20 protein-coding genes are annotated in these 23,376 nt (G+C 58.2%); 11 read left to right on the top strand and 9 right to left on the bottom strand.

Annotated features, from left to right (window positions below; all coding sequences use genetic code 11):
- Positions 1-32 precede the first annotated feature (32 nt).
- The 6 genes from AXW11_RS04365 to tkt form a co-directional block, all read right to left on the bottom strand.
- Positions 33-377, bottom strand: a complete 345-nt coding sequence (locus tag AXW11_RS04365) for a chaperone modulator CbpM (RefSeq protein ID WP_041335575.1) — start codon at positions 375-377, stop codon at positions 33-35.
- Between the two features lie 14 nt (positions 378-391).
- Positions 392-1,363 carry a DnaJ C-terminal domain-containing protein gene (locus tag AXW11_RS04360; protein ID WP_091642948.1) on the bottom strand — a complete coding sequence of 324 codons (972 nt, stop codon included), beginning with the start codon at positions 1,361-1,363 and terminating at the stop codon, positions 392-394.
- Positions 1,364-1,883: 520 nt separating this feature from the next.
- Positions 1,884-2,948, bottom strand: a complete 1,065-nt coding sequence (gene fba / locus AXW11_RS04355) for a class II fructose-bisphosphate aldolase (protein ID WP_085679317.1) — start codon at positions 2,946-2,948, stop codon at positions 1,884-1,886.
- A 188-nt stretch (positions 2,949-3,136) separates the two neighbouring features.
- On the bottom strand, positions 3,137-4,297 hold the full coding sequence (locus tag AXW11_RS04350) for a phosphoglycerate kinase (RefSeq protein ID WP_091642946.1): 1,161 nt from the start codon (positions 4,295-4,297) through the stop codon (positions 3,137-3,139).
- A 29-nt stretch (positions 4,298-4,326) separates the two neighbouring features.
- Positions 4,327-5,355 carry a type I glyceraldehyde-3-phosphate dehydrogenase gene (gap, locus tag AXW11_RS04345; RefSeq protein WP_036208995.1) on the bottom strand — a complete coding sequence of 343 codons (1,029 nt, stop codon included), beginning with the start codon at positions 5,353-5,355 and terminating at the stop codon, positions 4,327-4,329.
- Positions 5,355-7,355, bottom strand: a complete 2,001-nt coding sequence (gene tkt, locus AXW11_RS04340; RefSeq protein ID WP_091642943.1) for a transketolase — start codon at positions 7,353-7,355, stop codon at positions 5,355-5,357. The genes gap and tkt overlap by 1 nt, the downstream gene beginning before the upstream one ends.
- A gap of 245 nt (positions 7,356-7,600) precedes the next feature.
- Between tkt and AXW11_RS04335 the strand changes: the two genes are divergently transcribed.
- The 7 genes from AXW11_RS04335 (at position 7,601) to AXW11_RS04305 (ending at position 14,762) form a co-directional block, all read left to right on the top strand.
- On the top strand, positions 7,601-8,602 hold the full coding sequence (locus tag AXW11_RS04335; RefSeq protein ID WP_091642941.1) for a metalloregulator ArsR/SmtB family transcription factor: 1,002 nt from the start codon (positions 7,601-7,603) through the stop codon (positions 8,600-8,602).
- 147 nt (positions 8,603-8,749) lie between these two features.
- On the top strand, positions 8,750-9,940 hold the full coding sequence (gene metK / locus AXW11_RS04330; RefSeq protein ID WP_085679302.1) for a methionine adenosyltransferase: 1,191 nt from the start codon (positions 8,750-8,752) through the stop codon (positions 9,938-9,940).
- Between the two features lie 57 nt (positions 9,941-9,997).
- A complete protein-coding gene (gene ahcY, locus AXW11_RS04325) occupies positions 9,998-11,392 on the top strand; it encodes an adenosylhomocysteinase (RefSeq protein WP_091642938.1) in 1,395 nt (464 codons plus the stop codon).
- A gap of 12 nt (positions 11,393-11,404) precedes the next feature.
- On the top strand, positions 11,405-12,274 hold the full coding sequence (gene metF, locus AXW11_RS04320) for a methylenetetrahydrofolate reductase [NAD(P)H] (protein WP_041334077.1): 870 nt from the start codon (positions 11,405-11,407) through the stop codon (positions 12,272-12,274).
- Positions 12,275-12,502: 228 nt separating this feature from the next.
- On the top strand, positions 12,503-13,261 hold the full coding sequence (locus AXW11_RS04315) for a transporter substrate-binding domain-containing protein (protein ID WP_075194435.1): 759 nt from the start codon (positions 12,503-12,505) through the stop codon (positions 13,259-13,261).
- Positions 13,262-13,330: 69 nt separating this feature from the next.
- Positions 13,331-14,002: an amino acid ABC transporter permease gene (locus tag AXW11_RS04310; RefSeq protein ID WP_041334074.1), complete on the top strand. Its 672-nt coding sequence runs from the start codon at positions 13,331-13,333 to the stop codon at positions 14,000-14,002.
- A 13-nt stretch (positions 14,003-14,015) separates the two neighbouring features.
- Entirely contained in the window at positions 14,016-14,762 is a 747-nt protein-coding gene (locus AXW11_RS04305) for an amino acid ABC transporter ATP-binding protein (protein WP_036208977.1), read from the top strand.
- 18 nt (positions 14,763-14,780) lie between these two features.
- Here AXW11_RS04305 and AXW11_RS04300 read toward each other — a convergent pair whose 3' ends face one another.
- Positions 14,781-15,269 carry a DUF2505 domain-containing protein gene (locus AXW11_RS04300; protein WP_036208948.1) on the bottom strand — a complete coding sequence of 163 codons (489 nt, stop codon included), beginning with the start codon at positions 15,267-15,269 and terminating at the stop codon, positions 14,781-14,783.
- Between the two features lie 182 nt (positions 15,270-15,451).
- Between AXW11_RS04300 and AXW11_RS04295 the strand changes: the two genes are divergently transcribed.
- The 4 genes from AXW11_RS04295 to AXW11_RS04280 all read left to right on the top strand — a co-directional run bounded on the left by AXW11_RS04295 (position 15,452) and on the right by AXW11_RS04280 (position 20,211).
- Positions 15,452-16,804 (top strand): adenosylmethionine--8-amino-7-oxononanoate transaminase, encoded by a 1,353-nt coding sequence (locus AXW11_RS04295; RefSeq protein ID WP_041334068.1) that lies wholly within the window; start codon positions 15,452-15,454, stop codon positions 16,802-16,804.
- An 8-nt stretch (positions 16,805-16,812) separates the two neighbouring features.
- Positions 16,813-17,550 (top strand): 16S rRNA (uracil(1498)-N(3))-methyltransferase, encoded by a 738-nt coding sequence (locus AXW11_RS04290; protein WP_091642936.1) that lies wholly within the window; start codon positions 16,813-16,815, stop codon positions 17,548-17,550.
- A 276-nt stretch (positions 17,551-17,826) separates the two neighbouring features.
- Complete coding sequence (locus AXW11_RS04285) at positions 17,827-19,056, top strand: DUF445 domain-containing protein (RefSeq protein WP_036208940.1); 1,230 nt, start codon at positions 17,827-17,829, stop codon at positions 19,054-19,056.
- Between the two features lie 114 nt (positions 19,057-19,170).
- Positions 19,171-20,211: an HDOD domain-containing protein gene (locus AXW11_RS04280; RefSeq protein ID WP_091642933.1), complete on the top strand. Its 1,041-nt coding sequence runs from the start codon at positions 19,171-19,173 to the stop codon at positions 20,209-20,211.
- On the opposite strand, the gene AXW11_RS04275 is transcribed toward AXW11_RS04280, so the two are convergent.
- Entirely contained in the window at positions 20,208-21,530 is a 1,323-nt protein-coding gene (locus tag AXW11_RS04275) for a YihY/virulence factor BrkB family protein (protein WP_036208935.1), read from the bottom strand. The genes AXW11_RS04280 and AXW11_RS04275 overlap by 4 nt on opposite strands.
- Before the next feature lie 99 nt (positions 21,531-21,629).
- Positions 21,630-23,366: a methyl-accepting chemotaxis protein gene (locus tag AXW11_RS04270; protein WP_091642931.1), complete on the bottom strand. Its 1,737-nt coding sequence runs from the start codon at positions 23,364-23,366 to the stop codon at positions 21,630-21,632.
- Between the last annotated feature and the right edge of the window lie 10 nt (positions 23,367-23,376).

Below are 23,376 nucleotides of genomic sequence, written 5' to 3'. Positions count from 1 at the left end.
TTTGAACAGGGGTGTGCCAGCCGACCTGGTGACTATGCCTCGCCTAAAAATTGCCTCAATTGTCGATTCAGGCGATCGACTTCACGTCGCATCTCCTGGACCTCGTCGAGAAGCTCAAGGGACATGGCCAACCCCGGTAGGTTCATTTTAAGATCACGCTGCAAACGCTGGGCCTTTCGCAAGCGGGCAAGGGCCTCCAGATCAAATTGCCACTGGCGCGCTTCCGGGGATTCCTCGACCGGGGCGATCACACCGTAGCTCACCAGTTTAATAACAAACTCGGCGTGGCAGTCCCCGCGTTCGCAGATTTCCCGCAAGGTGAATGTAGCGGTTGGTTCCACCAGTTCGACGCTCAGGATATGGTCTTTGTCAGTCATCCTTCATCCCCCGCTTACACATGCAACTTGCTGCGTGGATTGAATCCTTTTTCGGCCTCGGCCAACTGCTTGTAGAGTTCCTCGGCTTTCTCAGAGTGCTGTTCGGGCATGACGATTTGCAACACCACGATCTGATCCCCCGGATGTTTACCGGGCAACCCTTTACCTTTTAGCCGCAGTTTTCGACCGCTGGAAGAGCCCTTAGGTACTTTCACATTCACCTTTGAACCAACGGTTGGCACCGTGACCGAGGCCCCGATCGCGGCTTCCCAGGGTGCGATGGGAACCGTCACCAGTATATCCCGGCCTTCGACGGTGAAGTGAGGGTGCGGTGCGTATTCCACTTCGATAAACAGGTCACCGTTCTCCGCACCGCCAACGCCGGGGGCACCCTGGCCTTTCAGGCGGATGTGCTGCCCTTCCTTCATGCCGGCGGGGATCTTCACGTTGAGGGTTTTCTGGCGCGGCACGACGCGGCCTTGGGCGCCAGCATCCTGGACGGTGAAGGAAACCTGCTTTTCGCAGCCATGAAAGGCCTCTTCCAGGAACAGCGCCAGCCGGGCATGCACGTCTTCACCCCGCATGCGCATGGAGTGACGCTGGCCACCAAAGCCGCCGCCAAAACCGGCACCGGCGCGACGGCCGCCTCCGAAGATTTCTTCGAAGAACTCACTGAACTGCTGCGCATCGGCTTCGGTGTAGCCGCCACCCCCAAAGCCTGAGGCACTCTGCCATCCGGGAGGCGGCTGAAACGATCCGTCTTTCCGGGCACCGTACTTCTTCAACTCGTCGTATTCGGCCCGTTTCTCCGGGTCTTTCAATACTTCGTAGGCTTCACCGACATCTTTGAACTTGTCGGAGGCGTTCTCTTCCTTGCTGACGTCCGGATGGTATTTCCGGGCCAGTTTGCGATAGGCCTTCTTGATGTCCTCGGGGGAGGCAGACTCGCTCACACCGAGTACGGCGTAATAGTCTTTGAAGTCCATGCATTCCCTCACATGTGTCCAGATGACTGGGCATTTTTCGCCCGATTATTAACTCTATATTTGATGAGTAAGGGGAAATTACAAGGTGGGGAGGTATCAGAATTGATGCGTATCAGTTGTTGGCTTTTGTCGTGCCTTAAGGTTGGGCTTGTAGCCTGTTGATTTCTGCGGGTGGCGCCCCGGTGGGAATACCTTTCCAGAAAACGCCCGTGAATACGTCCATGTAGGGCTTGGTCGCGCCATCCCTGGCGCTCCACATTTCTGGAAAGGTATTCCCATCGCGGCTCATGCCAGCTATTGGAGTTATCGCAAAGATGTCCGGACAACGCTTGACGAAGACTGATAGAGCGGGCGATATCGAGAGGCAAAACAAGCAGAGATGGGCTTTCCTTCCGGGACCCTAAAAAACAGGGATGTTTTTTAGGAGTCTACAGGGACGTATTCACGACGTGTCCCGGAAGGAAAGCCCACCTCTGCGACGCCTCCGCAACCAGCAGGCTACAGAGGCAAACCCCAGGGCTTATCGAACCTTGGGATCCAGCTCACCAGAAGCATACCGCTCAAACATGCGTTCAAGGTTAACCGGTTTGATCTTGCTGGCGTTGCCGGCGGTGCCGAAGGCTTCGTAGCGGGCGACGCAGACTTCCGTCATCGCCTTCATGGTTTCTTTCAGGAATTTACGCGGGTCAAATTCGGCCGGGTTCTGGGCCAGGAAACGACGGGTTGCGCCGGTGCTGGCCAGGCGCAGGTCGGTGTCGATGTTGACCTTGCGAACACCGTGCTTGATGCCTTCAACGATTTCCTCAACCGGCACACCGTAGGTTTCCGGGATTTCGCCGCCGTATTCGTTGATGATCTTCAGCCACTCCTGGGGCACGGAGCTGGAGCCGTGCATAACCAGGTGGGTGTCCGGGATGCGGGCATGGATCTTTTTAATCTGCTCGATGGCCAGGATGTCACCGGTCGGCGGACGGGTGAACTTGTAAGCACCGTGGCTGGTTCCGATGGCTATGGCCAGGGCGTCCACGTGGGTTTTCTTGACGAAATCCGCCGCTTCTTCCGGATCGGTCAGCATCTGGCTGTGGTCCAGGGTGCCCTCTGCGCCAATGCCGTCTTCTTCGCCGGCCTGCCCGGTTTCCAGGGAGCCCAGGCATCCCAGTTCGCCTTCTACAGAGACGCCACAAGCGTGGGCCATTTCCACAGTGCGGCGGGTGACGTCGACGTTGTACTCATAGTCGGTAGGAGTCTTACCGTCTTCACCCAGGGAGCCGTCCATCATTACGGAGCTGAAGCCTAGCTGAATGGAGCGCTGACATACGGACGGGCTGGTGCCGTGATCCTGGTGCATAACCACCGGAATATGGGGAAACTCCTCAATGGCTGCCAGAATCAGGTGACGCAGGAAGGGGGCGCCGGCGTATTTGCGGGCGCCGGCAGAGGCCTGAACAATCACCGGAGAGTCGGTCTTGTCGGCCGCCTCCATGATCGCGCGCATCTGCTCCAGGTTATTCACGTTGTACGCCGGCACACCGTAACCATGCTCGGCGGCGTGGTCCAGCAGTTGCCGCATCGAAATCAGGGCCATTGGGGTTGTCTCCTTGGTTTATTAAACAATGTCTTTGGCAGACCTCTCTGGTTTGGAGTCTGCTGCGGAGGGCCGAGAAGCTCTTCCGGGACACGCCGTGAATACGTCCCTGTAGGCTCGTAAAAAACATCCCTGTTTTTTACGGTCCCGGAAGAGCTTCTCGGCCCTCCTTGCGATTTAAACTTTTGCTATGCGCCGCGCTCTTCAAGAACTGCGACAGCTGGTAACGTCTTTCCTTCCACAAATTCCAGGAAAGCACCGCCACCGGTGGAAATGTACGAGATTTTGTCACTCACACCGTACTTGTCAACGGCAGCAACGGTATCACCGCCGCCAGCCAGGGAGAAGGCGTCGCTTTCGGCGATGGCTTTCGCCAGGGACTGGGTGCCGTTGCTGAACTGATCAAATTCAAAAACACCAACCGGGCCGTTCCAGAGGATGGTTTTGGCGCTTTTTAACAGCTCGGCGAACTGGCCAGCGGTTTCCGGGCCAACGTCGAGGATCATGTCATCATCGCTGACGTCGGAGATGTTCTTCGTGGTGGCGGTCGCGGTTTCCGCGAATTCACTGGCAACCACAACGTCCACCGGCAGCGGGATTTCCACGCGGGAGGCGATTTCGCGGGCCGTGTCGATCAGGTCGTGTTCGCACAGGGATTTGCCGACCGGGTGACCGGCGGCCGCCAGGAAGGTGTTGGCGATGCCGCCACCGACGATGATGGAGTCGCAGACTTTTTCCAGGGCGTTGAGCACGTCCAGTTTGGTGGACACCTTGGAGCCGCCGACAATGGCCACCACCGGTTTGGCCGGGTTATCCAGGGCTTTGCCGAGGGCTTCCAGTTCTGCCGCCAGCAGCGGGCCGGCGCAGGCTTCCGGGGCGAAGCGGGCAACACCATGGGTGGAGGCCTGGGCGCGGTGGGCGGTGCCGAAGGCGTCCATCACGTACACATCGCACAGGGCCGCGTACTTTTTGGAAAGCTCTTCGTCGTCTTTCTTCTCGCCCTTGTTGAAGCGGACGTTTTCGAAAAGGACGACTTCGCCGTCGGCTACATCAACGCCCTCGAGGTAATCGGTGATCAGGCGAACTTCCTGACCCAGTACCTTGCTGAGGTGGTCGGCCACCGGTTTCATGGAGGAGGCTTCGTCGTAAACGCCTTCTTCCGGGCGGCCGAGGTGGGACATCAGCATGACCTTTGCGCCTGCGTCCTTTGCCGCCTTAATCGTCGGCAGCGAGGCACGGATGCGAGCGTCGCTGGACACTTCGCCATTTTTTACCGGTACGTTGAGGTCTTCACGAATCAGTACCCGCTTACCGGCGAGATCCAGATCGGTCATTCTCTTGATAGTCATCGTTGTTCATCCCCTGATCAAAAAAAGTGTCAGTGGCTGGAGAGCCAGTGTTTGCTGACGTCCAGCATCCGATTTGCGAACCCCCACTCGTTATCAAACCAGCACAGCACCTTCACCATGGTGCCGCCGGTTACGCGCGTCTGGCCTCCGTCGACGATGCCGGAGTGGGCGTCGTGATTAAAATCGGAGCTGGCCAGAAGCTCATCGGTGTAGCCCAGAATGTGTTTCAGCGGGCCATGGGCGGCGTTTTTTAGTAAGTTGTTCACCGCCTCCACCGAGGTGTTTTCTCTGACATTCACCACCATGTCGATTGCCGACACGTTCATGGTGGGCACCCGCATGGCCACCGAGCTGAACTTGCCTTCCATGTGAGGCAGCAAGCGCTCAATGCCCTTCGCAAGGCCTGTGTCGACTGGAACAATGTTGTGCAGGGCGCTGCGGGTTCGGCGCAGGTCCTGATGGTGATAGGCGTCGATCACCGGCTGGTCATTCATGGCCGCATGAATAGTGGTTGTCGTGCCGTGCTCCACCCCCAATGCTTCATCAAGTACCTGGATAACCGGTACCAGGCAATTGGTGGTGCAGGAGGCAGCAGCCACGATACGATCAGACTCGGCCAGTTGGTCCTGATTCACGCCATAAACAATGGTGCGATCCACATCGGATTCCGCCGGTTGTGAGAACAGCAGGCGTTCAGCACCAGCTTTCAGGTGTTGCTCGGCCGTCGCGCGGTCGGTGAAAGCACCTGAGCACTCCAGCACCAGATCAATGCCCAGCTCGTCCCAGGGCAGCTCCGATGCTTCGGCGCAACGGACGACGCGAATACGGTCCCCGTTTACCAGCAGGGAATCGCCCTCAACGTTTATCTCACCCTGGAATCGACCATGGGTGGAATCGTAGCGGGTGAGATGGGCAATGGTATCGATGTCCGCCAGCTCGTTAATCGCGACCACCTGAAGGTGATCGCGAAAACGATTCTCGTAGAGTGCACGCAAGACGCACTGGCCGATACGGCCGTATCCATTGATGGCGATGCGATACGGTGCAGCGGTGCTCATCAGGCTTCCAGCAACTCCCCGGCCACAGCGACAATGTTGTCTACCGTAAAGCCGAATTCCTTGAACAGCTCACCGGCAGGCGCAGACTCACCGAAGGTGCTCATGCCCACCACGCGGCCGTCCAGGCCAACGTACTTGTACCAGTAATCTTCAATAGCGGCCTCGACGGCGACCCGGTTGGTCACTTCAAGCGGCAGCACTTCCTGCTTATACGCGGCGCTCTGGGCGTCGAAGGTGTCGGTGGATGGCATGGACACCACGCGAACCTTGTCACCCTTCTGGCGCAGCGCTTCGGCTGCGTCCTGAGCCAGCCCCACTTCACCACCAGTGGCGATGAGGATCAGGTCCGGCGTGCCTTCGCTGTCTGACAGGATGTAGCCACCCTTGGCGATGTTGGCCAGTTGCTCCGCATCACGCTGCTGGTGCGGCAGTCCCTGACGGGAGAAGACCAGCGCAGTCGGGCCATCGACACGCTCCAGGGCAGCTTTCCAGGCAACCGCTGACTCAACGGCATCCGCCGGGCGCCAGGTGCTCATGTTAGGCGTGGTGCGCAGGCTCGCCAACTGCTCGATGGGCTGATGCGTTGGGCCATCTTCGCCCAGGCCGATGGAGTCGTGGGTGAACACGTAAATGGAGCGCTGCTTCATCAACGCTGCCATGCGCACGGCGTTGCGGCAGTACTCCATAAAGATCAGGAAGGTAGCGCCGTAAGGTACGAAGCCGCCATGCAGGGCGACGCCGTTCATGATGGCTGCCATGCCGAATTCGCGAACACCGTAGTAAACGTAGTTACCGCTGGCGTCTTCTTTGGTCAGTGGCTTACTGCCATTCCAGATGGTGAGGTTGGAGCCCGCCAGGTCGGCAGAGCCACCCAGCAATTCCGGCAGCATCGGGCCATAGGCGTTCAGGGTGTTCTGGGACGCCTTGCGGCTGGCAACAGTTTCGCCTTTGTCCTGGCACTCCTGAATATACGCCTGGGCCTTCTCGGAGAAGTCCGCCGGCAGTTCTCCGGCCATACGACGCTTGAGCTCAGCGGCCAGTTCCGGTTCCGCCTTTTCGTAGGCGGCAAATGCCTGTTCCCACTCGGTCTGCGCGGCAGCGCCTTTTTCACGGGCATCCCAGGCACCGTATACTTCCGACGGGATCTCGAAAGCACCGTGGTTCCAACCCAGCTTCTCGCGGGTCAGTGCAATTTCGTCCTCACCCAGCGCAGCGCCGTGACAGGCTTCGGTGCCTTGCTTGTTGGGGGAACCAAAACCAATGATGGTCTTGCAGCAAATCAGTGTGGGCTGAGTTGTGTTCGCCCGGCCGGCCTCAATCGCAGCGCGAACGGCCTCCGGGTTATGGCCATCAACCTCGGGAATGACCTGCCAGCCATAAGCTTCGAAACGCCTGGGCGTGTCGTCGGTAAACCAGCCGTCCACTTCACCGTCGATGGAGATGCCGTTGTCGTCGTAGAACATGATCAGCTTGCCAAGGCCCAATGTGCCGGCCAGGGAAGACACCTCGTGGGAGATGCCTTCCATAAGGCAGCCATCGCCCAGGAAGGCGTAGGTGTAGTGATCAACAATATTGTGGCCAGGGCGGTTGAACTGCTCCGCCAGGGTTTTCTCCGCCAGCGCAAAGCCGACCGCATTGGCAATGCCCTGCCCGAGCGGCCCCGTGGTGGTTTCAACGCCCGGTGTATAACCGTACTCAGGGTGGCCCGGGGTTTTGGAGTGCAGTTGACGGAAGTTCTTGATGTCGTCGATGGAGACGTCATAGCCGCTCAGGTGCAGCAGGGAATACTGCAGCATGGAGCCATGGCCGTTGGACAGCACAAACCGGTCACGGTTAGCCCAATTGGGATTTGCCGGGTTGTGGCTAAGGAAATCGTTCCAGAGGACCTCGGCGATGTCCGCCATACCCATGGGAGCGCCCGGGTGGCCGGATTTGGCTTTCTGAACCGCATCCATGCTCAGCGCGCGAATGGCGTTGGCGAGATCTGTGCGAGACGGCATTGACGTTTCTCCAGTTTTTGGTCGGCAAAAGGTGAACGGTTAAAAAGAAGGCGCGTATTTTCGCCGATTAGTGACCACCGGGGCAAATCGGCGACACTCTTTTTATGGAAGTTTTACGGATGTTTTCAACGCCGGAATTTTTGCACAGAAATTTTATCTGATTTTTCAAACAGATCTAAATCTATATCAATTTATTTTGATATAGATGTTGATTGCCCGGAAAGACATGCCTACACTTCTTTCCCATGACATCCATGACCACACCTGCAACTGACCTGTCCTCCGTGGACGCCCTGGCACCGATCTTCAAAGCGAGCGGTGACCCGTTACGCCTGGAGATTCTGCGGGTGTTGCGTCGGGACACCTTTGGCGTACTGGAGCTGAGCCAGCTCTTCGAGATGCGCCAGTCGGGCATGAGCCATCATTTGAAGGTGATGCACAAGGCAGGACTGCTGGAACCCCAGCGGGAAGGCAACGCCATTTTCTACCGGCGCCCCCTGAACCTCGAAAGCGACAAGCTGACGGACCAGACCATCCGCCAGGTTTTCCAGAGCGTGGACCGTATTCCGCTGCCTGAGCATCTGCAGGAAAAGATCGAAGCCATCCGCAATCAGCGCGCGGACCAGTCCCAGGCCTTCTTCTCCCGTTACGCCGAAAAATTCCGGGAGCAACAGGAACTCATTGCCGCGTTTGACCTCTACGCCGAACCGGTGGCGAACCTGATTCGTAATCGTTCCGAGCGTCATGACTGGAAAACGGCCCTGGAAATCGGCCCCGGTGAAGGCGCATTCCTGCCGGTGCTCTCGAAGATCTGCAATCACGTGGTGGCACTGGACAATTCCCGCGACATGCTGGCCAAGGCCACCCGTACCTGCATCGAAGAACGTCTGAACAACGTCGATCTGATTGAAGGTGTTACCGACAACCTGTTGGCTCGTGGTGACGATTTTGACCTGGTGGTGGCCAACATGGTCCTACACCACGTACCCAGCCCCGCGGACATTTTTCTGGATGCCTCGGCACTGATGAACACCGGTGGCTGCCTGTTTGTCAGTGATCTGTGCAGCCATGACCAGGATTGGGCGAAGGAAGCCTGCGGCGATCTGTGGCTGGGTTTTGAACCGGAAGAGCTTACCAGTTGGGCCACCGATGCAGGCCTGGCTGCGGGTGAGTCGCTGTTCATCGGGCTGAGAAACGGCTTCCAGGTGCAGGTGAGAGAATTCTGGAAAACCGCAGAGTCCACATAGGACAGAAACAAAACTGTATCAATTTTTTTTGATATAGAAATATGCAGACTCAGAAAACTGATTTACGATACCAACATCAAAACTGCCGGCCTCAATCAAGAACCCATTGCCGGCCCGAATTTGCAACGCTCACAGAGGAACAACCCTATGTCTGATTACAGCGTCTTTACCTCCGAATCGGTCTCTGAAGGCCACCCTGATAAATTGGCTGACCAGATTTCCGATGCCGTCCTCGACGCCATTCTGGTTGACGACCCCCATGCCCGGGTTGCGTGCGAAACCATGGTAAAGACCGGGGTCGCTATCGTCGGTGGTGAAATCACCACCAGCGCCTGGGTGGATCTGGAAGACCTGGTGCGCGGCGTGATCAAGGACATCGGCTACACCTCCTCTACCGTGGGCTACGACGGTGACACCTGCGGCATTATCAACATCATCGGCAAGCAGTCCGTGGACATTGCCCAGGGCGTTGACCGCCAGAAGCCGGAAGACCAGGGCGCCGGCGACCAGGGCCTGATGTTCGGCTACGCCAGCAACGAAACCGACGTGCTGATGCCGGCCCCGATCACTTTCTCTCACCGTCTGGTACAACGCCAGGCCGAAGCCCGCAAGAGCGGCTTGCTGCCATGGCTGCGCCCCGATGCGAAAAGCCAGGTCACCTGCCGCTATGAAAACGGCAAGGTCACCGGCATCGACGCCATTGTTCTGTCCACCCAGCACGACGAAGACGTGTCCCAGGCAGATCTGAAAGAAGCCGTCATGGAACTGATCGTCAAGCACGCTCTGCCGGCGGAGTTGCTGCACAAGGATACCCAGTTCCACATCAACCCGACTGGCAAGTTCGTGATCGGCGGCCCTGTGGGCGACTGCGGCCTGACCGGTCGCAAGATCATTGTCGACACCTACGGCGGCATGGCCCGTCACGGCGGCGGCGCCTTCTCCGGCAAGGACCCGTCCAAGGTGGACCGTTCAGCCGCTTACGCCGGCCGTTACGTGGCGAAGAATATTGTCGCCGCTGGCCTGGCTGAGAAGTGCGAGATCCAGGTGTCCTACGCCATCGGCGTGGCGCAGCCAACGTCCATCTCCCTGAATACCTTCGGCACTGGCAAGATCAGCGACGACAAGATCATCAAGCTGGTCCGCGAGCACTTCGACCTTCGCCCGTATGCAATTACCAACATGCTGGACCTGCTGCACCCGATGTATCGGGCCACCGCGGCCTACGGCCACTTCGGGCGTGAGCCGGTGGAGATGACGGTTGGCGGCAAAACGTTTACTGCCTTCCCATGGGAGAAGACAGATCGGGCTGACCTGTTGAAGGATGCCGCTGGTATTTGATTTGAAGACCGGTCGTACACACGACCATCACCACTATTTATACGACGGGAGAACACCATGAGCACTCCGGCAGAAAAACTGAAGCAATTCGATGATTACAAAGTTCGCGATATCTCACTCGCGGGCTGGGGCCGTAAGGAAATCAACATCGCCGAAGGCGAAATGCCTGCGCTGATGGCCCTGCGTGAAAAGTACAAAACCGAGCAGCCGCTGAAAGGCGCCAATATCATGGGCTGCATTCACATGACCATCCAGACCGCCGTGCTGATCGAAACACTGGTTGAACTGGGCGCCACAGTGCGCTGGTCATCGTGCAACATCTTCTCGACCCAGGATCAGGCAGCCGCCGCTATTGCCGAGAGTGGTGTCCCTGTTTTCGCCTGGAAAGGTGAGACCGACGAGGAATACGACTGGTGCCTCGAGCGTACCGTTGGTGCCGACGTGGACGGCTGGGAACCCAACATGATTCTGGACGACGGCGGCGACCTGACGGCCCTGCTCCACGAAAAGTATCCGGAGATTCTGGCTAACTGCCACGGTGTCACCGAGGAAACCACCACCGGTGTACACCGCCTGCAGGAAATGCTGCGGGACGGCAAGTTGAAAGTGCCGGCCATCAACGTCAACGACGCAGTGACCAAGTCCAAGAACGACAACAAGTACGGCTGCCGCCACAGCCTGAACGACGCCATCAAGCGCGCCACCGACCACCTGCTGGCCGGCAAGAAAGCGCTGGTCATCGGCTACGGCGATGTGGGCAAGGGTTCTGCTGCGTCCCTGCGTCAGGAAGGCATGATCGTGAAGGTTACCGAAGCCGACCCGATCTGCGCCATGCAGGCCTGCATGGACGGTTTCGAAGTGGTGTCGCCATACTTGGATGGCGTTAACACCGGCACCGAAGCCGGCGTGGACAAGGCACTGCTGCAGAACACCGACCTGCTGGTCACCACCACCGGCAACATGAACGTGTGTGATGCCAACATGCTCAAGGCGATCAAGAGCGGCGCCGTGGTGTGTAACATCGGCCACTTCGACAACGAAATCGACACCGCCTACATGCGCAAGAACTGGGAGTGGGACGAGGTCAAACCGCAGGTGCACGTGGTGTATCGCGACAAGGTCGCCAACGACCACCTGATCCTGCTGTCCGAAGGCCGCCTGGTGAACCTGGGTAACGCCACCGGTCACCCGTCACGGATCATGGACGGTTCCTTCGCCAACCAGGTGCTGGCGCAGATGTACCTGTTCGAGCGCAAGTTCGCCGACCTTCCGGAAGAGGCCCGCGAAAAGGGTATCTATGTTCAGGTTCTGCCCAAGCATCTGGACGAGGAAGTGGCCCGCGCCATGGTGGAAGGCTTTGGTGGCGTGATCACCAAGATGACACCTGAGCAGGCGAAGTATATTGGCGTACCGGTCGAAGGCCCGTACAAGCCGGAAAGTTACAAGTACTGATCAGGTAGCAGCATGGAAACCCAGAAACAGTTCAAACGCCGCTTCAGCTTTGAGTTTTTCCCGCCCAAGACCGACAAGGGCTGGGAAAAGCTGCAGGGCGTGCGCAATACGCTGGCCGAGGTTGACCCGGATTTCTTCTCGGTCACCTTCGGTGCCGGCGGCTCCACCCGGGACCGCACTGTGCAGACGGTGCTGGACCTTCACAAACGGGGCGTGTCCACCGCGCCGCATCTGTCCTGCGTGGGCGCCACCCGCGACAGCATTGCGGAACTGCTGGATGTCTATCGCGACAACGGCATCAACCGCATCGTCGCCCTGCGTGGCGACATGCCGTCAGGCATGGGCGCCGCCGGTGAACTGCGGTACGCCAATGAGTTGGTCAGCTTTATCCGCGAGTACAGCGGCGATACCTTCAATATTGAAGTAGCGGCCTACCCGGAGTTCCACCCCCAGGCCCGCACCGCGGAAGACGACCTGAAGAACTTCGCCCGCAAGGTTGAAGCAGGCGCCAACAGCGCCATCACCCAGTACTTCTTCAACGCGGACAGCTACTTCTACTTTATCGACCGTCTGGAGAAGATGGGCGTTACCATTCCGGTGGTGCCGGGCATTATGCCCATCGTCAACTTCTCCAACCTGACCCGCTTCTCGGACATGTGCGGTGCGGAGATCCCCCGCTGGATCCGCAAGCAGCTGGAAGCCTACGGCGACGACAGCGACAGCATCCGCAAGTTTGGTGAGGAAGTGGTCACCGAAATGTGCGCGAAACTGCTTGCCGCCGGGGCGCCCGGGCTTCACTTCTATACCCTGAACCAGGCGGAACCGAGCCAGAGTATCTGGAAAAACCTGGGGATTGGTGAGCGGGAGAAGATTGCGTTTTAAGTTTCGCTGCTTTCCCCAACTCTCCCCAACGCTCCCCAAACCCTCTCCCTCCATGGGAGAGGGCTCCCCCTCCAACCATTTGATTTTCTGCATTTCTCCGCCTGATGGTCTAAAGTGTAAGGGTTGCAGTTCCACAAACCGCCCCCGGAAAGAACAGGCTTGATCAGCCCGCATTTCTGGAGCACTCCACCGGGTGCACGGGCAACAAAAGTAAAAACAGGAGATTGTATGAGCACCAAATGGCTTAAGACGGTTGGCGCAACACTGGCACTTACCGTTGCCGCAGGCACTGCCAGCGCAGAGACCCTGCGCGTCGTCACCGACCCCAGCTTCGTGCCGTTCGAAATGATGGATCAGGAAACCGGCGAGATGATCGGTTTCGACATGGAGATCATCCGCGAAGTGGCAGACCGTGCCGGCTTTGAGATCGACCTGAACACCATGGACTTTAACGGCATCATCCCTGCCCTGCAGACGGGCAACGTGGACATCGCCATTGCCGGGATCACCATCACCGAAGAACGTGAGGAAATCGTTGATTTCTCCGATCCGTATTACGACTCCGGCCTGCGCATCCTGGTGCGCCAGGACAATGGAAAAGTCGAGGAAATTTCAGACCTCGAAGGTGTGAAGATCGGCACCAAGATCGGCAGCACCAGCTACGACTACCTGATGAAAACGCTGGACGAAAATGACGGCGTAACGCCCTACCCAGGCAGTTCAGACATGTACATGGCGCTTATGTCAGGCGCCGTTGACGCTGTGTTCTACGATGCGCCTAACGTTGGCTACTTCGCCAGCACCCGTGGTGAAGGCAAAGTTAAAACCGTTGGCAAGCTGTACGAAGGCCAGCAGTACGGCATCGCCCTGAAAAACGGCAGTGAGTGGGTGGATGACGTTAACGAAGCCCTGGCTTCCATCAAGGAAGACGGCACCTACAAGAAAATCTACGAGAAGTGGTTCGGCCCCATGCCGGAAGACATGTAAAACTGAAAACCACAGCCGGGGTGTACAACACCCCGGCTGGTAACTCCCCATCCAACGGAGACATCCACTGTGGAATTCCAGTTTCAGTTTGACTGGCAGGCAGCCATCAACGCCGTTCCTTATTTGCTCAAAGGTATTCCCTATACCCTGCTTATTTCTTTTGGCGGCCTCGCCATTGGTTTTGTGCTGGGCATTATTTTCGGCCTGCTGAGCATCAACAAAAAATGGTTTTTTCGCTGGCCCGCAACCGCGTACATCGAAATTTTCCGCGGCACCCCCATTCTCGTGCAGGTGCTGTTTATCTTCTACGGTCTGCCCGATCTGGTTGGCGGCCCGATTGACCCGCTAACCGCCGGTATCGCCGCCATTGCCCTGAACTCCGGCGCCTATATTTCCGAAGTGGTCCGGGGCGGCGTGCAATCCATCGACAAGGGCCAGACCGAGGCCGGCCTCTCTCTGGGCCTGTCGCGCTCCCAGACCTTCTGGTCGATTATCTGGCCCCAGGCCTTCCGCCGCATGATTCCGCCCTTGGGCAATCAGGCGATCGTGAGTATCAAGGACACGTCACTGTTCTCGGTCATCGGTGTGGGCGAGCTGGTTCGCCAGGGCCAGGTGTACATCGCCAACACCTTTACCGCCTTCGAGGTCTACTTCGTGGTGGCGATCATGTACCTCGCGATTACCCTCTCCCTCTCACTCGTGCTCCGCCTGATAGAGCGGCGCGGACTGGCTTCTGTCTGAAGGATAGGTACCCATGACACAGATCGTGCAAATGCAGGGCATGAACAAGTACTTCGGTACCCTGCATGTCCTCAAGGAAATTGACCTGACCGTTGAAGCCGGCGAAGTGGTGGTGGTTATCGGCGCCAGTGGCTCCGGCAAATCCACCCTCATCCGCTGCGTTAACGGCCTGGAAGAGTTCGAGTCCGGCAAGCTGGTGGTGGACGGTAACGAGCTTGCCCCGAAGAGTGGCAACCCGAAAGCCCTGGCTGAAATCCGCAAGGAAGTCGGCATGGTGTTCCAGCAGTTCAACCTGTTCCCGCACCTGACGGTGAAAAAGAACATCATGCTGGCGCCCAGGAAGGTCAAGGATGCCCCCGAAACCGTCGCCAACGCCACGGCGGAGAGACTGTTGAACCGCGTCGGTATCGGCAGTCAGGCTGACAAGTTTCCCAGCCAGCTCTCGGGCGGCCAGCAGCAGCGCGTAGCCATTGCCCGCGCACTGGCCATGGAACCCCGGCTGATGCTGTTCGACGAACCCACCTCCGCGCTGGACCCGGAAATGATCGGCGAAGTGCTGGACGTGATGCGAGAGTTGGCCAAGGAAGGTATGACCATGATGGTGGTCACCCACGAAATGGGCTTCGCCCGGGAAGTGGCCGACCGCGTGATCTACATTCACGAAGGCCAGATTGTCGAGGAAGGCAAACCGGCGGATGTGTTCGACAACCCGCAGAATGAACGCACCCAGGCGTTCCTGAGCCGGGTGTTGGCGCACTGACTTACCCCGCCAGACGCGTTAAAGCAACTGGCGGGTGATCCTATACTCCTTCTCGATCTTGGTATGGGAATCATCCGCCAGAAACCGCGCAATCTTCTTGCCCAGTAACGGCACTTCGCACCAGACATTCAGCGTAACGTAGTTGATGCAGGCCTGGTCTGTGCCCTGCAGGCGCATATTGCCCTTGATCTTCGCGGGCACGCCTTCAATTTTTACCCGGAACTCGCAATGCCATTCCCCGTCGTCCTTGCGGAACCAGTGCTCTTCCTGGCGTACGCGATTCCACTCTTTGTGAAAGCTCGCCAGGATGCCGGGCACCTCGGTGGAGGCTGTCATTTCACGCTCAACCACCACCTTCGCGGACAAGTCGTCACGGGTCAGCTCCGGTATATTCACATTGCGCGAACCCAGCCGCTGGTTCTTCTCCTGGATATGGGCCTCGTCGAAGAAAGCCCCAAGCACCCGGTCCAGGCCAGCATCGTATGAATGTCTCAATTCCAGTTCCATAAAGGCCTCCGTATAAGAATGGCCTGATTGTGCGCGGTGAGTTTCATTCACACATTGGCCCGCCGGTCATCGGTGGATGGCATAGTGGTCAGCAGGCGTTGTTAACTGTAATATTCGCACTGGTTAACAGCTGACCTTTTGTTGGAACCTGACAGAACCCCACCGTTTGACGGAGATTTATCATGCGCAACGCTGACCTCGTCGCCCGCGGCCTCAAATCCGTATGGCACCCCTGCACCCAGATGAAAGACCACGAAGGCACCTTGCCCCTGGTGCCCATCAAACGGGGCGAAGGTGTCTGGCTTGAGGACTTCGAAAGCAACCGCTACATCGACGCCGTGAGCTCCTGGTGGGTCAACCTGTTCGGCCATGCGAACCCCAGAATCAACGCGGCTATTCAGGAGCAGATTGGTCAGTTGGAGCATGTGATCCTGGCGGGGTTTACCCACGAGCCGGTGGTCAGCCTCTCCGAGAGACTGATCGAAGTGACCCCTGAAGGCCTCAATAAGTGCTTCTACGCCGACAACGGCTCATCTGCTATTGAAGCTGCGCTCAAGATGAGCTTCCACTACTGGAAGAATCAGGGCAAACCGGGCAAGAAAAACTTCGTCAACCTGAGCAACAGCTACCATGGCGAAACCCTGGGGGCACTGGCACTGGGCGATGTTGCCCTCTACAAGGACACCTATCAGCCGCTGCTGATGGAAGTCATGACGGCGCCCTCCCCGGATGCGTTCAACAAGGAGCCGGGCGAGACCGACGAAGAGTACGCGCTGCGGCAGTTCGAGGCCATGGACGCGTTACTGGCCGAAAAGCATGACGAAATCTGTGCCGTGGTGGTCGAACCACTGATTCAGTGCGCAGGCGGCATGCGCATGCACCATCCGATTTACCACACCAAACTGCGCGAAGCCTGCGACAAATATGGCGTGCACCTGATCGCCGACGAGATCGCGGTTGGCTTCGGCCGCACCGGCACCCTGTTCGCCTGCGAGCAGTCCGGTATCACTCCGGATTTCATGTGCCTGTCCAAAGGCCTGACCGCGGGCTACCTGCCATTGTCGGTGGTGTTGACGACGGACACCGTCTACAACGCCTTCTACGACGATTACGAAACCCTGAAGGCCTTCCTGCACAGCCACAGCTACACCGGCAACCCCATCGGCTGCGCCGTTGCCCTGGCCACCCTGGACATCTTCCGCGACGACAACGTCATCGAGAACAACAAACGCCTGAGCACCTGCATGGCTGACTCCGTCGCCCACCTGGCGGACCACCCCAACGTCGGCGACATCCGCCAGCACGGCATGACCCTGGCGGTGGAAATGGTGAAAAACAAAGCCACCAAAGAGCCCTTCCCCTGGCAGGAGCGGCGCGGCATCCGCGTGTACCAGCATGCGCTCACCCGCCAGTCGCTATTGCGGCCACTGGGTAACGTAGTCTACTTTATGCCCCCTTACGTGATCACCGAAGAACAGATCCGCCACCTGGCCCAAGTGGCCACAGAAGGCATCGAAATCGCCGTACGGGACTGACAAACATCATGCGCATCCCCCGCATCTACACCGACTCACCCCTGAGTGAAGGCGCCACAGCCGGCCTGGACGACAATGCAGCACAACACGTCGGCCGCGTGCTGCGCATGCAGCCCGGCCAGGAACTGCTGCTGTTCAACGGCGACGGCAACGACTACCCCGCCACCATCACCGAGGCCGGCAAGAAACACGTGTCGGTCGAGGTAGGAACGCCGTCCGCCAATGCCACCGAGTCCCACCTGGAGATCGTACTCGGGCAAACCCTGTCGAAAGGCGACCGCATGGACTACGCCGTTCAGAAAGCCGTGGAAATGGGCGTTACCCGCATCGTACCGCTGACCACCGAACGCTGCGACGTCAAACTCAAAGGCGACCGTGAAGACAAGCGCCTGCGCCACTGGCAAGCCGTCGCCATCAGCGCCGCCGAACAATGCGGCCGAGCCCGGGTGCCCGAGATAGTACCGGTGATGACACTGTCGGAATGGTTTGAAAACTCGGGTGACTGCGACTTGCGCCTGGTCCTGCACCACCGCACCGAACAATCCCTGGACACCCTTGCCAAACCCGCTCGCGTCGCTCTGATGATCGGCCCCGAAGGCGGCCTCAGCCCGGACGAAATCACCGCTGCCGAAACCGCCGGCTTCCTCCCAGTTGCCCTCGGCCCCCGCGTTCTACGAACCGAAACCGCCCCGGTTGCCGCCATGGCACTGTGCCAGTGGTTGTGGGGTGATATCGGAAGCCAATAACACCCGACCGTGCCGCCGTCTCAGGCTGGCAGGCAAGTCATTGACAGAAGCCACGCCTGACAACATGATCCCTGTCGGACATAAGAGTGAGATGATCGTTGAAGGCGCCTCCGTGGTTTGGGCTGCCTTACGGGGAGGGTTCTCCAAAACTGTGCGGAGCCATGGATGGCGGAGCCCAAGCGCCACATGGATGTGCCGCAGGAGCGTGTTTTGGAGAACCCTCCCCGTAAGGTAGCGGGCACCAAGTCACCAACAACCAAAGAACGTGAGCACCAGATGACAAGCCTGCTAAGCACCCCAGAATTCTGGCAATACCTCAGTATCCCCGTCATTGCCGCCCTGATCGGCTGGACCACGAACTGGCTGGCCATCAAAATGACTTTCTACCCGCTGGAATTCGTCGGCAAGCCCCCGTTACTCGGCTGGCAGGGCATCATCCCCTCAAAGGCCCGAAAAATGGCCGCCATCAGCGTCGACGCCACCATCTCCAAGATTGGCACCGTGCAGGAAATTTTCCAGCAGATCGATCCCCAGGTACTGGCAGCCCACATCCTCTACACCGTCGAACCCCGCACCGAAGAATACGTCGACGAACTGATGCTCAAGGAATATCCCACCTTCTGGGAAAACCTGCCCTCCTCAGCCAGGAACATGGTCTACGACCGGGTACGCAAGTCCACCCCGCAACTGGTGGACAACCTGGTGGGTGACGTTTCCGACAACATCGAAGACCTGCTCGACATCAAAAGCATGGTCATCGAACGCCTGGCCAAGGACAAACGGCTGCTGAACCGGATCTTCATCGAGTGCGGGGAAGTGGAATTCCGTTTCATCATCAACTCCGGCTTCTATTTCGGCTTCCTGTTCGGCCTGGTTCAGATGACCGTCTGGTATTTCTACCAAAGTTGGTGGGTACTGCCTTTCTTCGGCCTGATGGTGGGTTGGGCGACCAACTGGATCGCGCTGAACGTGATCTTCCGGCCCTTGCACGAAAAGAAAGTCGGCCCTTTCCGATTCCAGGGACTGTTCCTCAAACGCCAGCAGGAAGTCGCCGAATCCTTCTGCCACATCGTCACCCACGAAATACTCACGGTTGGCAACATCATCAACGCCATACTGGAGGGCCCAAAGGGCGACCGGGCCCGCAACATGGTCAAAAAACACATTAAACCCCTGGTGGACGAAACCGCCGGCATGGGTAAGGCCCTGACTCAGATGGCGTTTGGACCAACAGGCTTTGCGACCCTAAAGAACCAGGTCGGCAAAAAAGCCATCGAAATTTCGCAAACCTCCTTCAATAACCCGGTGTTCGAAACCGACCGGGCAAGGGCCGTGGAAAGCATCATGGTGGAGCGCATGATTGCCCTCTCATCTGAGGAATTTCAAGACCTTCTTCGACCCTGCTTCCAGGAGGACGAAATCAAACTGATCCTGGTGGGCGCCTTCCTGGGTTTCGCCGCCGGTATCTGCCAATTGGTGTTCGTCTTCGGAGGCTCTGTTTTCTGAGGCTCTAGTGCCAAAAAGCCTGCTGTTATACTGTGCATAGCCGCTAGCTCATTCTATACTCGCGGTGTACGGGTATGTATTTCCCGGCGACTATTCTTTTCCCGGAGGCATCGGATGCCAGGCTTTATTTCCTGGATTTCAGGACTTTTCTCGTCCGACAAACCAACAACCGCAACAGCACCTGAATCCCGCCTGCTCAACCCGGTTGTTTCAACAAACGACAGCCCGGACATAGACCCGGCCCTGATCGACAAATTGGAAGAACGTCTGTTTTGCTGGCTGCTTGACTCACCCCCTGCCACGCTGCGCTCAGAAACCGGGCAATGGGATGAAGTGCTGGAAAAACTGCGCTGGCGAATCGCCAATAGTGAACTGGACGAATTACCGCGCCAACCCATGACCCTGCCGATGCTAATGCGGGCACTCTCCGATGCCAATACAGGCCGTAACCAACTGACGGAGATCATCCTCAATGATCCCGCGTTGACCGACCAACTACTGCAAATTGCCAACAGCCCTTACTTCCGCACCGGCGACCAGTCCATCGACTCGGTGGACCAGGCGGTCTTTGTTCTGGGTATGGACGGTATTCGCAACGTTATTTCCGCCGCCATCATGCGGCCGATGATGGCGGCCAGGAACAGTCGGGAAGCACTCTTTGCACAACGGGTATGGCGCTGGGGGCTCACCTGTGCCCGCAGTGCGGAGTTGATTGCGAAGATTCACGGCCAGGATAGCAGCGTCTATTTCATGGCAGGCCTACTGCCAGCACTCTCTTACATCACACTACGAAGGGAGTTGCAGCGCGTCTGCAGGACGGAATCCGGGCTGGCGGAACCGCCACCCTCGCTGATCCACATCGCCCTTTCCCGCTACCAGTGGGCCACGTCACAACTACTGGCCAATGAATGGGGGCTGCCGCCTAAATACCACGCCCAGCTTCTGGCGGCGGAACGGCCGGCACCGAGGCAGCAACACACCCCGCTGAACGACGGTATTATTATCGGCACCCGGGAGGTGTTACGCCACGCCCACCAGCGCAATATGCCGGAAGACGACGTATTGCGTATTACTAACATCTCGAGGGAGCAGTTTACGCGGGTACGCAAGGTGATCCTCGATACCCTGGAAGCGGGTGCAAAAACCCGCGCCTAGGTTTTTTCTCCGTAACCCCCTTCCTGCTTTAGCAGTTCGGCGAAGGACACCGATTCGTGCTCCGGAGGGCGTTCCATCAGATGGCTCGGCACGGCATAAGGTAAACGGTCAGCAACCCGATCCTCATCACGACGTATGGCTTCCAGCACGCTGCCAACGGTGATCCTCTCGAGGGACTGGCCCGGAGCCAGGCAATCGCCGTTGCGACCGGCCAATGTCAGCAGTTGGGCGCGGATCAGCTTGTCGCTGATACCACGGGTCACCTCCCCCGGCACCCTGAGTTGCTGCTCAACCGCTTCCTGCTGCGGTGCCGGCCGGCCCTCGCTGAAGGGTTTCGCCACCAGCCACATCAACGCCAGCCCGGTTTTTTCCAGAAGTTCCGGCGACAACCGCACCTGGCGGCGTTTGGCCACCGAGCCCGGGTTCTGGAGATAGAAGGCAATGCTGGACCCCAGCAGCAGAATCATCCAGTTGAGGTACACCCAGATCAACAGGATGATGCCGATTGCGAAACTGGAATAGATGGCAGCGTACTTGGCGGAACCGGCGACAAACGACGCAAACAGCATACCCGCCGCCTGCCAGGATATACCTGCCACCAGTCCACCGATGAACGCATAGCGAAGCTTCACCCGGGTGTTGGGAATGAACACGTATACGAAGGTGAACGCCCCGACCACCAGCATGAATGGGGTAAAGCGGGTGGCGAAGACAATCATGGAGCCGAGCGGTTCGATTTCCATCAGCGCCTGCACGAACGCCGACGAGAAAATGGTGGCACTGATACCGATGGCCGACACCATCAACAACGGCCCCACCATGATAACGCTGAGATAATTACTGAAGCGCTGGGCCATCGAGCGCATGTCCGGCACCCGCCAGATCATGTTGAAAGAACGCTCGATCTTCTGCACCAGTGACACCACGGTATAAACCAGCAGTGCCAGGCCGACCGAGCCGAGCACACCCACTTTCATGTTATCCACGAAGCCCAGAATCTGCTCGGCAATCTCGACGCCCTGGGGGCCCATGGGCCGAAAGAACTGGAACAGGAAGGGTTCCATACGCTGGTGTACGCCCAGCGCCTTGAGCACCGAAAAGCTCAAGGCCAGCAACGGCACAATACTCAGCAAGGTGGTATACACCAGGCTCATGGCATGAAGCGTCAGGTTGCCACTAACGACGTCCCGCACCAGCGCATAGGCGGTACGCCCGGTTTTATAAAGCCAGGTCCATGGCCAGTGTTGCGGTGGATTGGGGTTGGCGAGAATCCAGGTTTCCGCAGACTGAAGCCGATCTTTGAATTGAAATGAAGCCACACAACGTCCTGTTTGCCAGTGTTTTGTACAGATTATCAGTCAGATACCAAATCACAACAAAGTATGGCGTATTGTGTGGCTTTTACTAGCGGTTTCGGCTCAGTATCGGAACTGGCTGATATTTCCTCTCAGCACTTCGCTCAGTGACGCGAGGGAATCGGTCATGCTTCCGGTATCGCGGGCATTGTCTGAAATGTCTTCAATCTGGCGCTTGAGGTTGATCAGGTTTTCGTCGATTTTGCTGACAGCCTCGCTCTGCTCAGCCGCAGCCTGGGCGACCTGTTGGTTGAGCAAACGCATCTCGCCCGCCTTCTCATCGATCAGCCCCAGGCTCTCGCTGCATTGCCGGATGCGCTGGACGGTTGTACGGCTCTCCTCCCGTCCGGCCTCCACCGCTTCGACGGCATCACGGGACTGTGCCTGCAACGATGACACGAGATCGTCTATCTGCCCGGTCGAGTTCGCCGTCTGGCTGGCCAGGCCCCGCACTTCGTCGGCCACAATGGCAAACCCCCGGCCCATTTCACCGGCCCTGGCCGCTTCAATGGCAGCGTTCAATGCCAGCAGGTTGGTTTTCTCCGAAATGCCCCGAATTACATCCACGACCTGGCCGATAGACTGGCTTTGGCTGGCCAGCCCGGTGATGGTTTCGGCCACGGCTTCCACTCGTGTTTCCAGCCTAGCCATGGCGGCAACGGCTTCATCCGCCGATTGACCGCCACTGTGCGTCAATCCACCAACCTCATCGGCAAGGCATGCCGCGTGGTTGGCACTCTTCCGGACTTCTTCCGCAGTGGCAGTAACTTCGTTTGCGGCTGTCGCCACCAGACTGGTTTCCTGTTGCTGGCGTCCAACCTGGTCGGCAAGACTCTGACTGCTTTCCCGTCCCTGAGCCGCCATATCCCCCAATTCATTGGTGGAGGCGGCGACATGACCGATCAGACCGCCAAATCGCGCCAGCATCTGATCAAAGGCGCGGGTGATCACGCTTAATTCATCGTTCTTGCGATACTCGAGACTGCCCCGCAGGTCATTGTCGGCCTGTATTTCGCCAATACGCTGCCCCAACCTGCGCACCGGACGAAGCAGTGAACGCAGGAACAGCGTGCCCAGCAACAATGCCGAGATAACGAGCGCGCCAGCCATTATCAGGCTGACCGATCCAGCCCGATCAATTTCGTGTCGAATAGCACCGCCACTTATGGCGACCTGATCACTGGCACGCCTGACTGTCTCTCCGGCTTCCAACACGCCCTCGGTGAGTACGGCCTCCCGTTGCTGGTAGCCGCTGCGGATATCGTTGAGGCTAGCCGTGAGACTAACGGCCTGTTCCCGGGCGGCCTCCGCCATCGAACGCCCCATCAGCATCATGGACTTTTCAAAGAACTCGAACATTTTTTCGCCGAGCGTACGGTACTGCTCCACGGTTTCTGTCATTTCCGCGATCTCCGCCTGCAGGCTGCTATCGGCCGCCACCATGGCAGCCAGTTCGTCCACCAACTGTTTGGAGGCGGCTTGAGCCTTGTCCAGGGACTCCATGTCCGCATTCAGAGCGGCGTGAAAATACCAATACTGCATCGCACCCATATGTTGCTGGGCGACCGTAACGCGTTCGGACAGCTTGCCCAACGCCCTTTGCTGGTCAATGAGTTCGGACTGCTCATCAATGGCAACCATTTGGCCGGCGATGCCGCGTGCCTGCTGATCGACACTGTCACCAATGCCGGCTATGCGCTGGTAAACCAGAGCCGATGACGCAACGGACAGGCCGATCAACAGGGTAAACAACAGGATCACCCGGGAACGGATGGTCAATTCTAATCGGGGGAATGCCATAGCGAGCTCA

It is taken from the genome of Marinobacter sp. Hex_13 (genome assembly GCF_001566815.1).
Lineage (GTDB): Bacteria > Pseudomonadota > Gammaproteobacteria > Pseudomonadales > Oleiphilaceae > Marinobacter > Marinobacter salarius.
The sequence above is the reverse complement of the archived record's forward strand: the minus strand, read 5'-3'. Positions and strand labels throughout refer to the sequence as shown.

Coding starts and splice junctions, on each gene's coding strand:
- AXW11_RS04365 (WP_041335575.1), bottom strand. CDS start 377: ATGACTGACAAAGACCATATCCTGAGCGTCGAACTGGTGGAACCAACC.
- AXW11_RS04360 (WP_091642948.1), bottom strand. CDS start 1,363: ATGGACTTCAAAGACTATTACGCCGTACTCGGTGTGAGCGAGTCTGCC.
- fba (WP_085679317.1), bottom strand. CDS start 2,948: ATGGCCCTGATTTCGATGCGGCAACTGCTGGACCACGCCGCCGAGCAT.
- AXW11_RS04350 (WP_091642946.1), bottom strand. CDS start 4,297: ATGACTATCAAGAGAATGACCGATCTGGATCTCGCCGGTAAGCGGGTA.
- gap (WP_036208995.1), bottom strand. CDS start 5,355: ATGAGCACCGCTGCACCGTATCGCATCGCCATCAATGGATACGGCCGT.
- tkt (WP_091642943.1), bottom strand. CDS start 7,355: ATGCCGTCTCGCACAGATCTCGCCAACGCCATTCGCGCGCTGAGCATG.
- AXW11_RS04335 (WP_091642941.1), top strand. CDS start 7,601: ATGACATCCATGACCACACCTGCAACTGACCTGTCCTCCGTGGACGCC.
- metK (WP_085679302.1), top strand. CDS start 8,750: ATGTCTGATTACAGCGTCTTTACCTCCGAATCGGTCTCTGAAGGCCAC.
- ahcY (WP_091642938.1), top strand. CDS start 9,998: ATGAGCACTCCGGCAGAAAAACTGAAGCAATTCGATGATTACAAAGTT.
- metF (WP_041334077.1), top strand. CDS start 11,405: ATGGAAACCCAGAAACAGTTCAAACGCCGCTTCAGCTTTGAGTTTTTC.
- AXW11_RS04315 (WP_075194435.1), top strand. CDS start 12,503: ATGAGCACCAAATGGCTTAAGACGGTTGGCGCAACACTGGCACTTACC.
- AXW11_RS04305 (WP_036208977.1), top strand. CDS start 14,016: ATGACACAGATCGTGCAAATGCAGGGCATGAACAAGTACTTCGGTACC.
- AXW11_RS04300 (WP_036208948.1), bottom strand. CDS start 15,269: ATGGAACTGGAATTGAGACATTCATACGATGCTGGCCTGGACCGGGTG.
- AXW11_RS04295 (WP_041334068.1), top strand. CDS start 15,452: ATGCGCAACGCTGACCTCGTCGCCCGCGGCCTCAAATCCGTATGGCAC.
- AXW11_RS04290 (WP_091642936.1), top strand. CDS start 16,813: ATGCGCATCCCCCGCATCTACACCGACTCACCCCTGAGTGAAGGCGCC.
- AXW11_RS04285 (WP_036208940.1), top strand. CDS start 17,827: ATGACAAGCCTGCTAAGCACCCCAGAATTCTGGCAATACCTCAGTATC.
- AXW11_RS04280 (WP_091642933.1), top strand. CDS start 19,171: ATGCCAGGCTTTATTTCCTGGATTTCAGGACTTTTCTCGTCCGACAAA.
- AXW11_RS04270 (WP_091642931.1), bottom strand. CDS start 23,366: ATGGCATTCCCCCGATTAGAATTGACCATCCGTTCCCGGGTGATCCTG.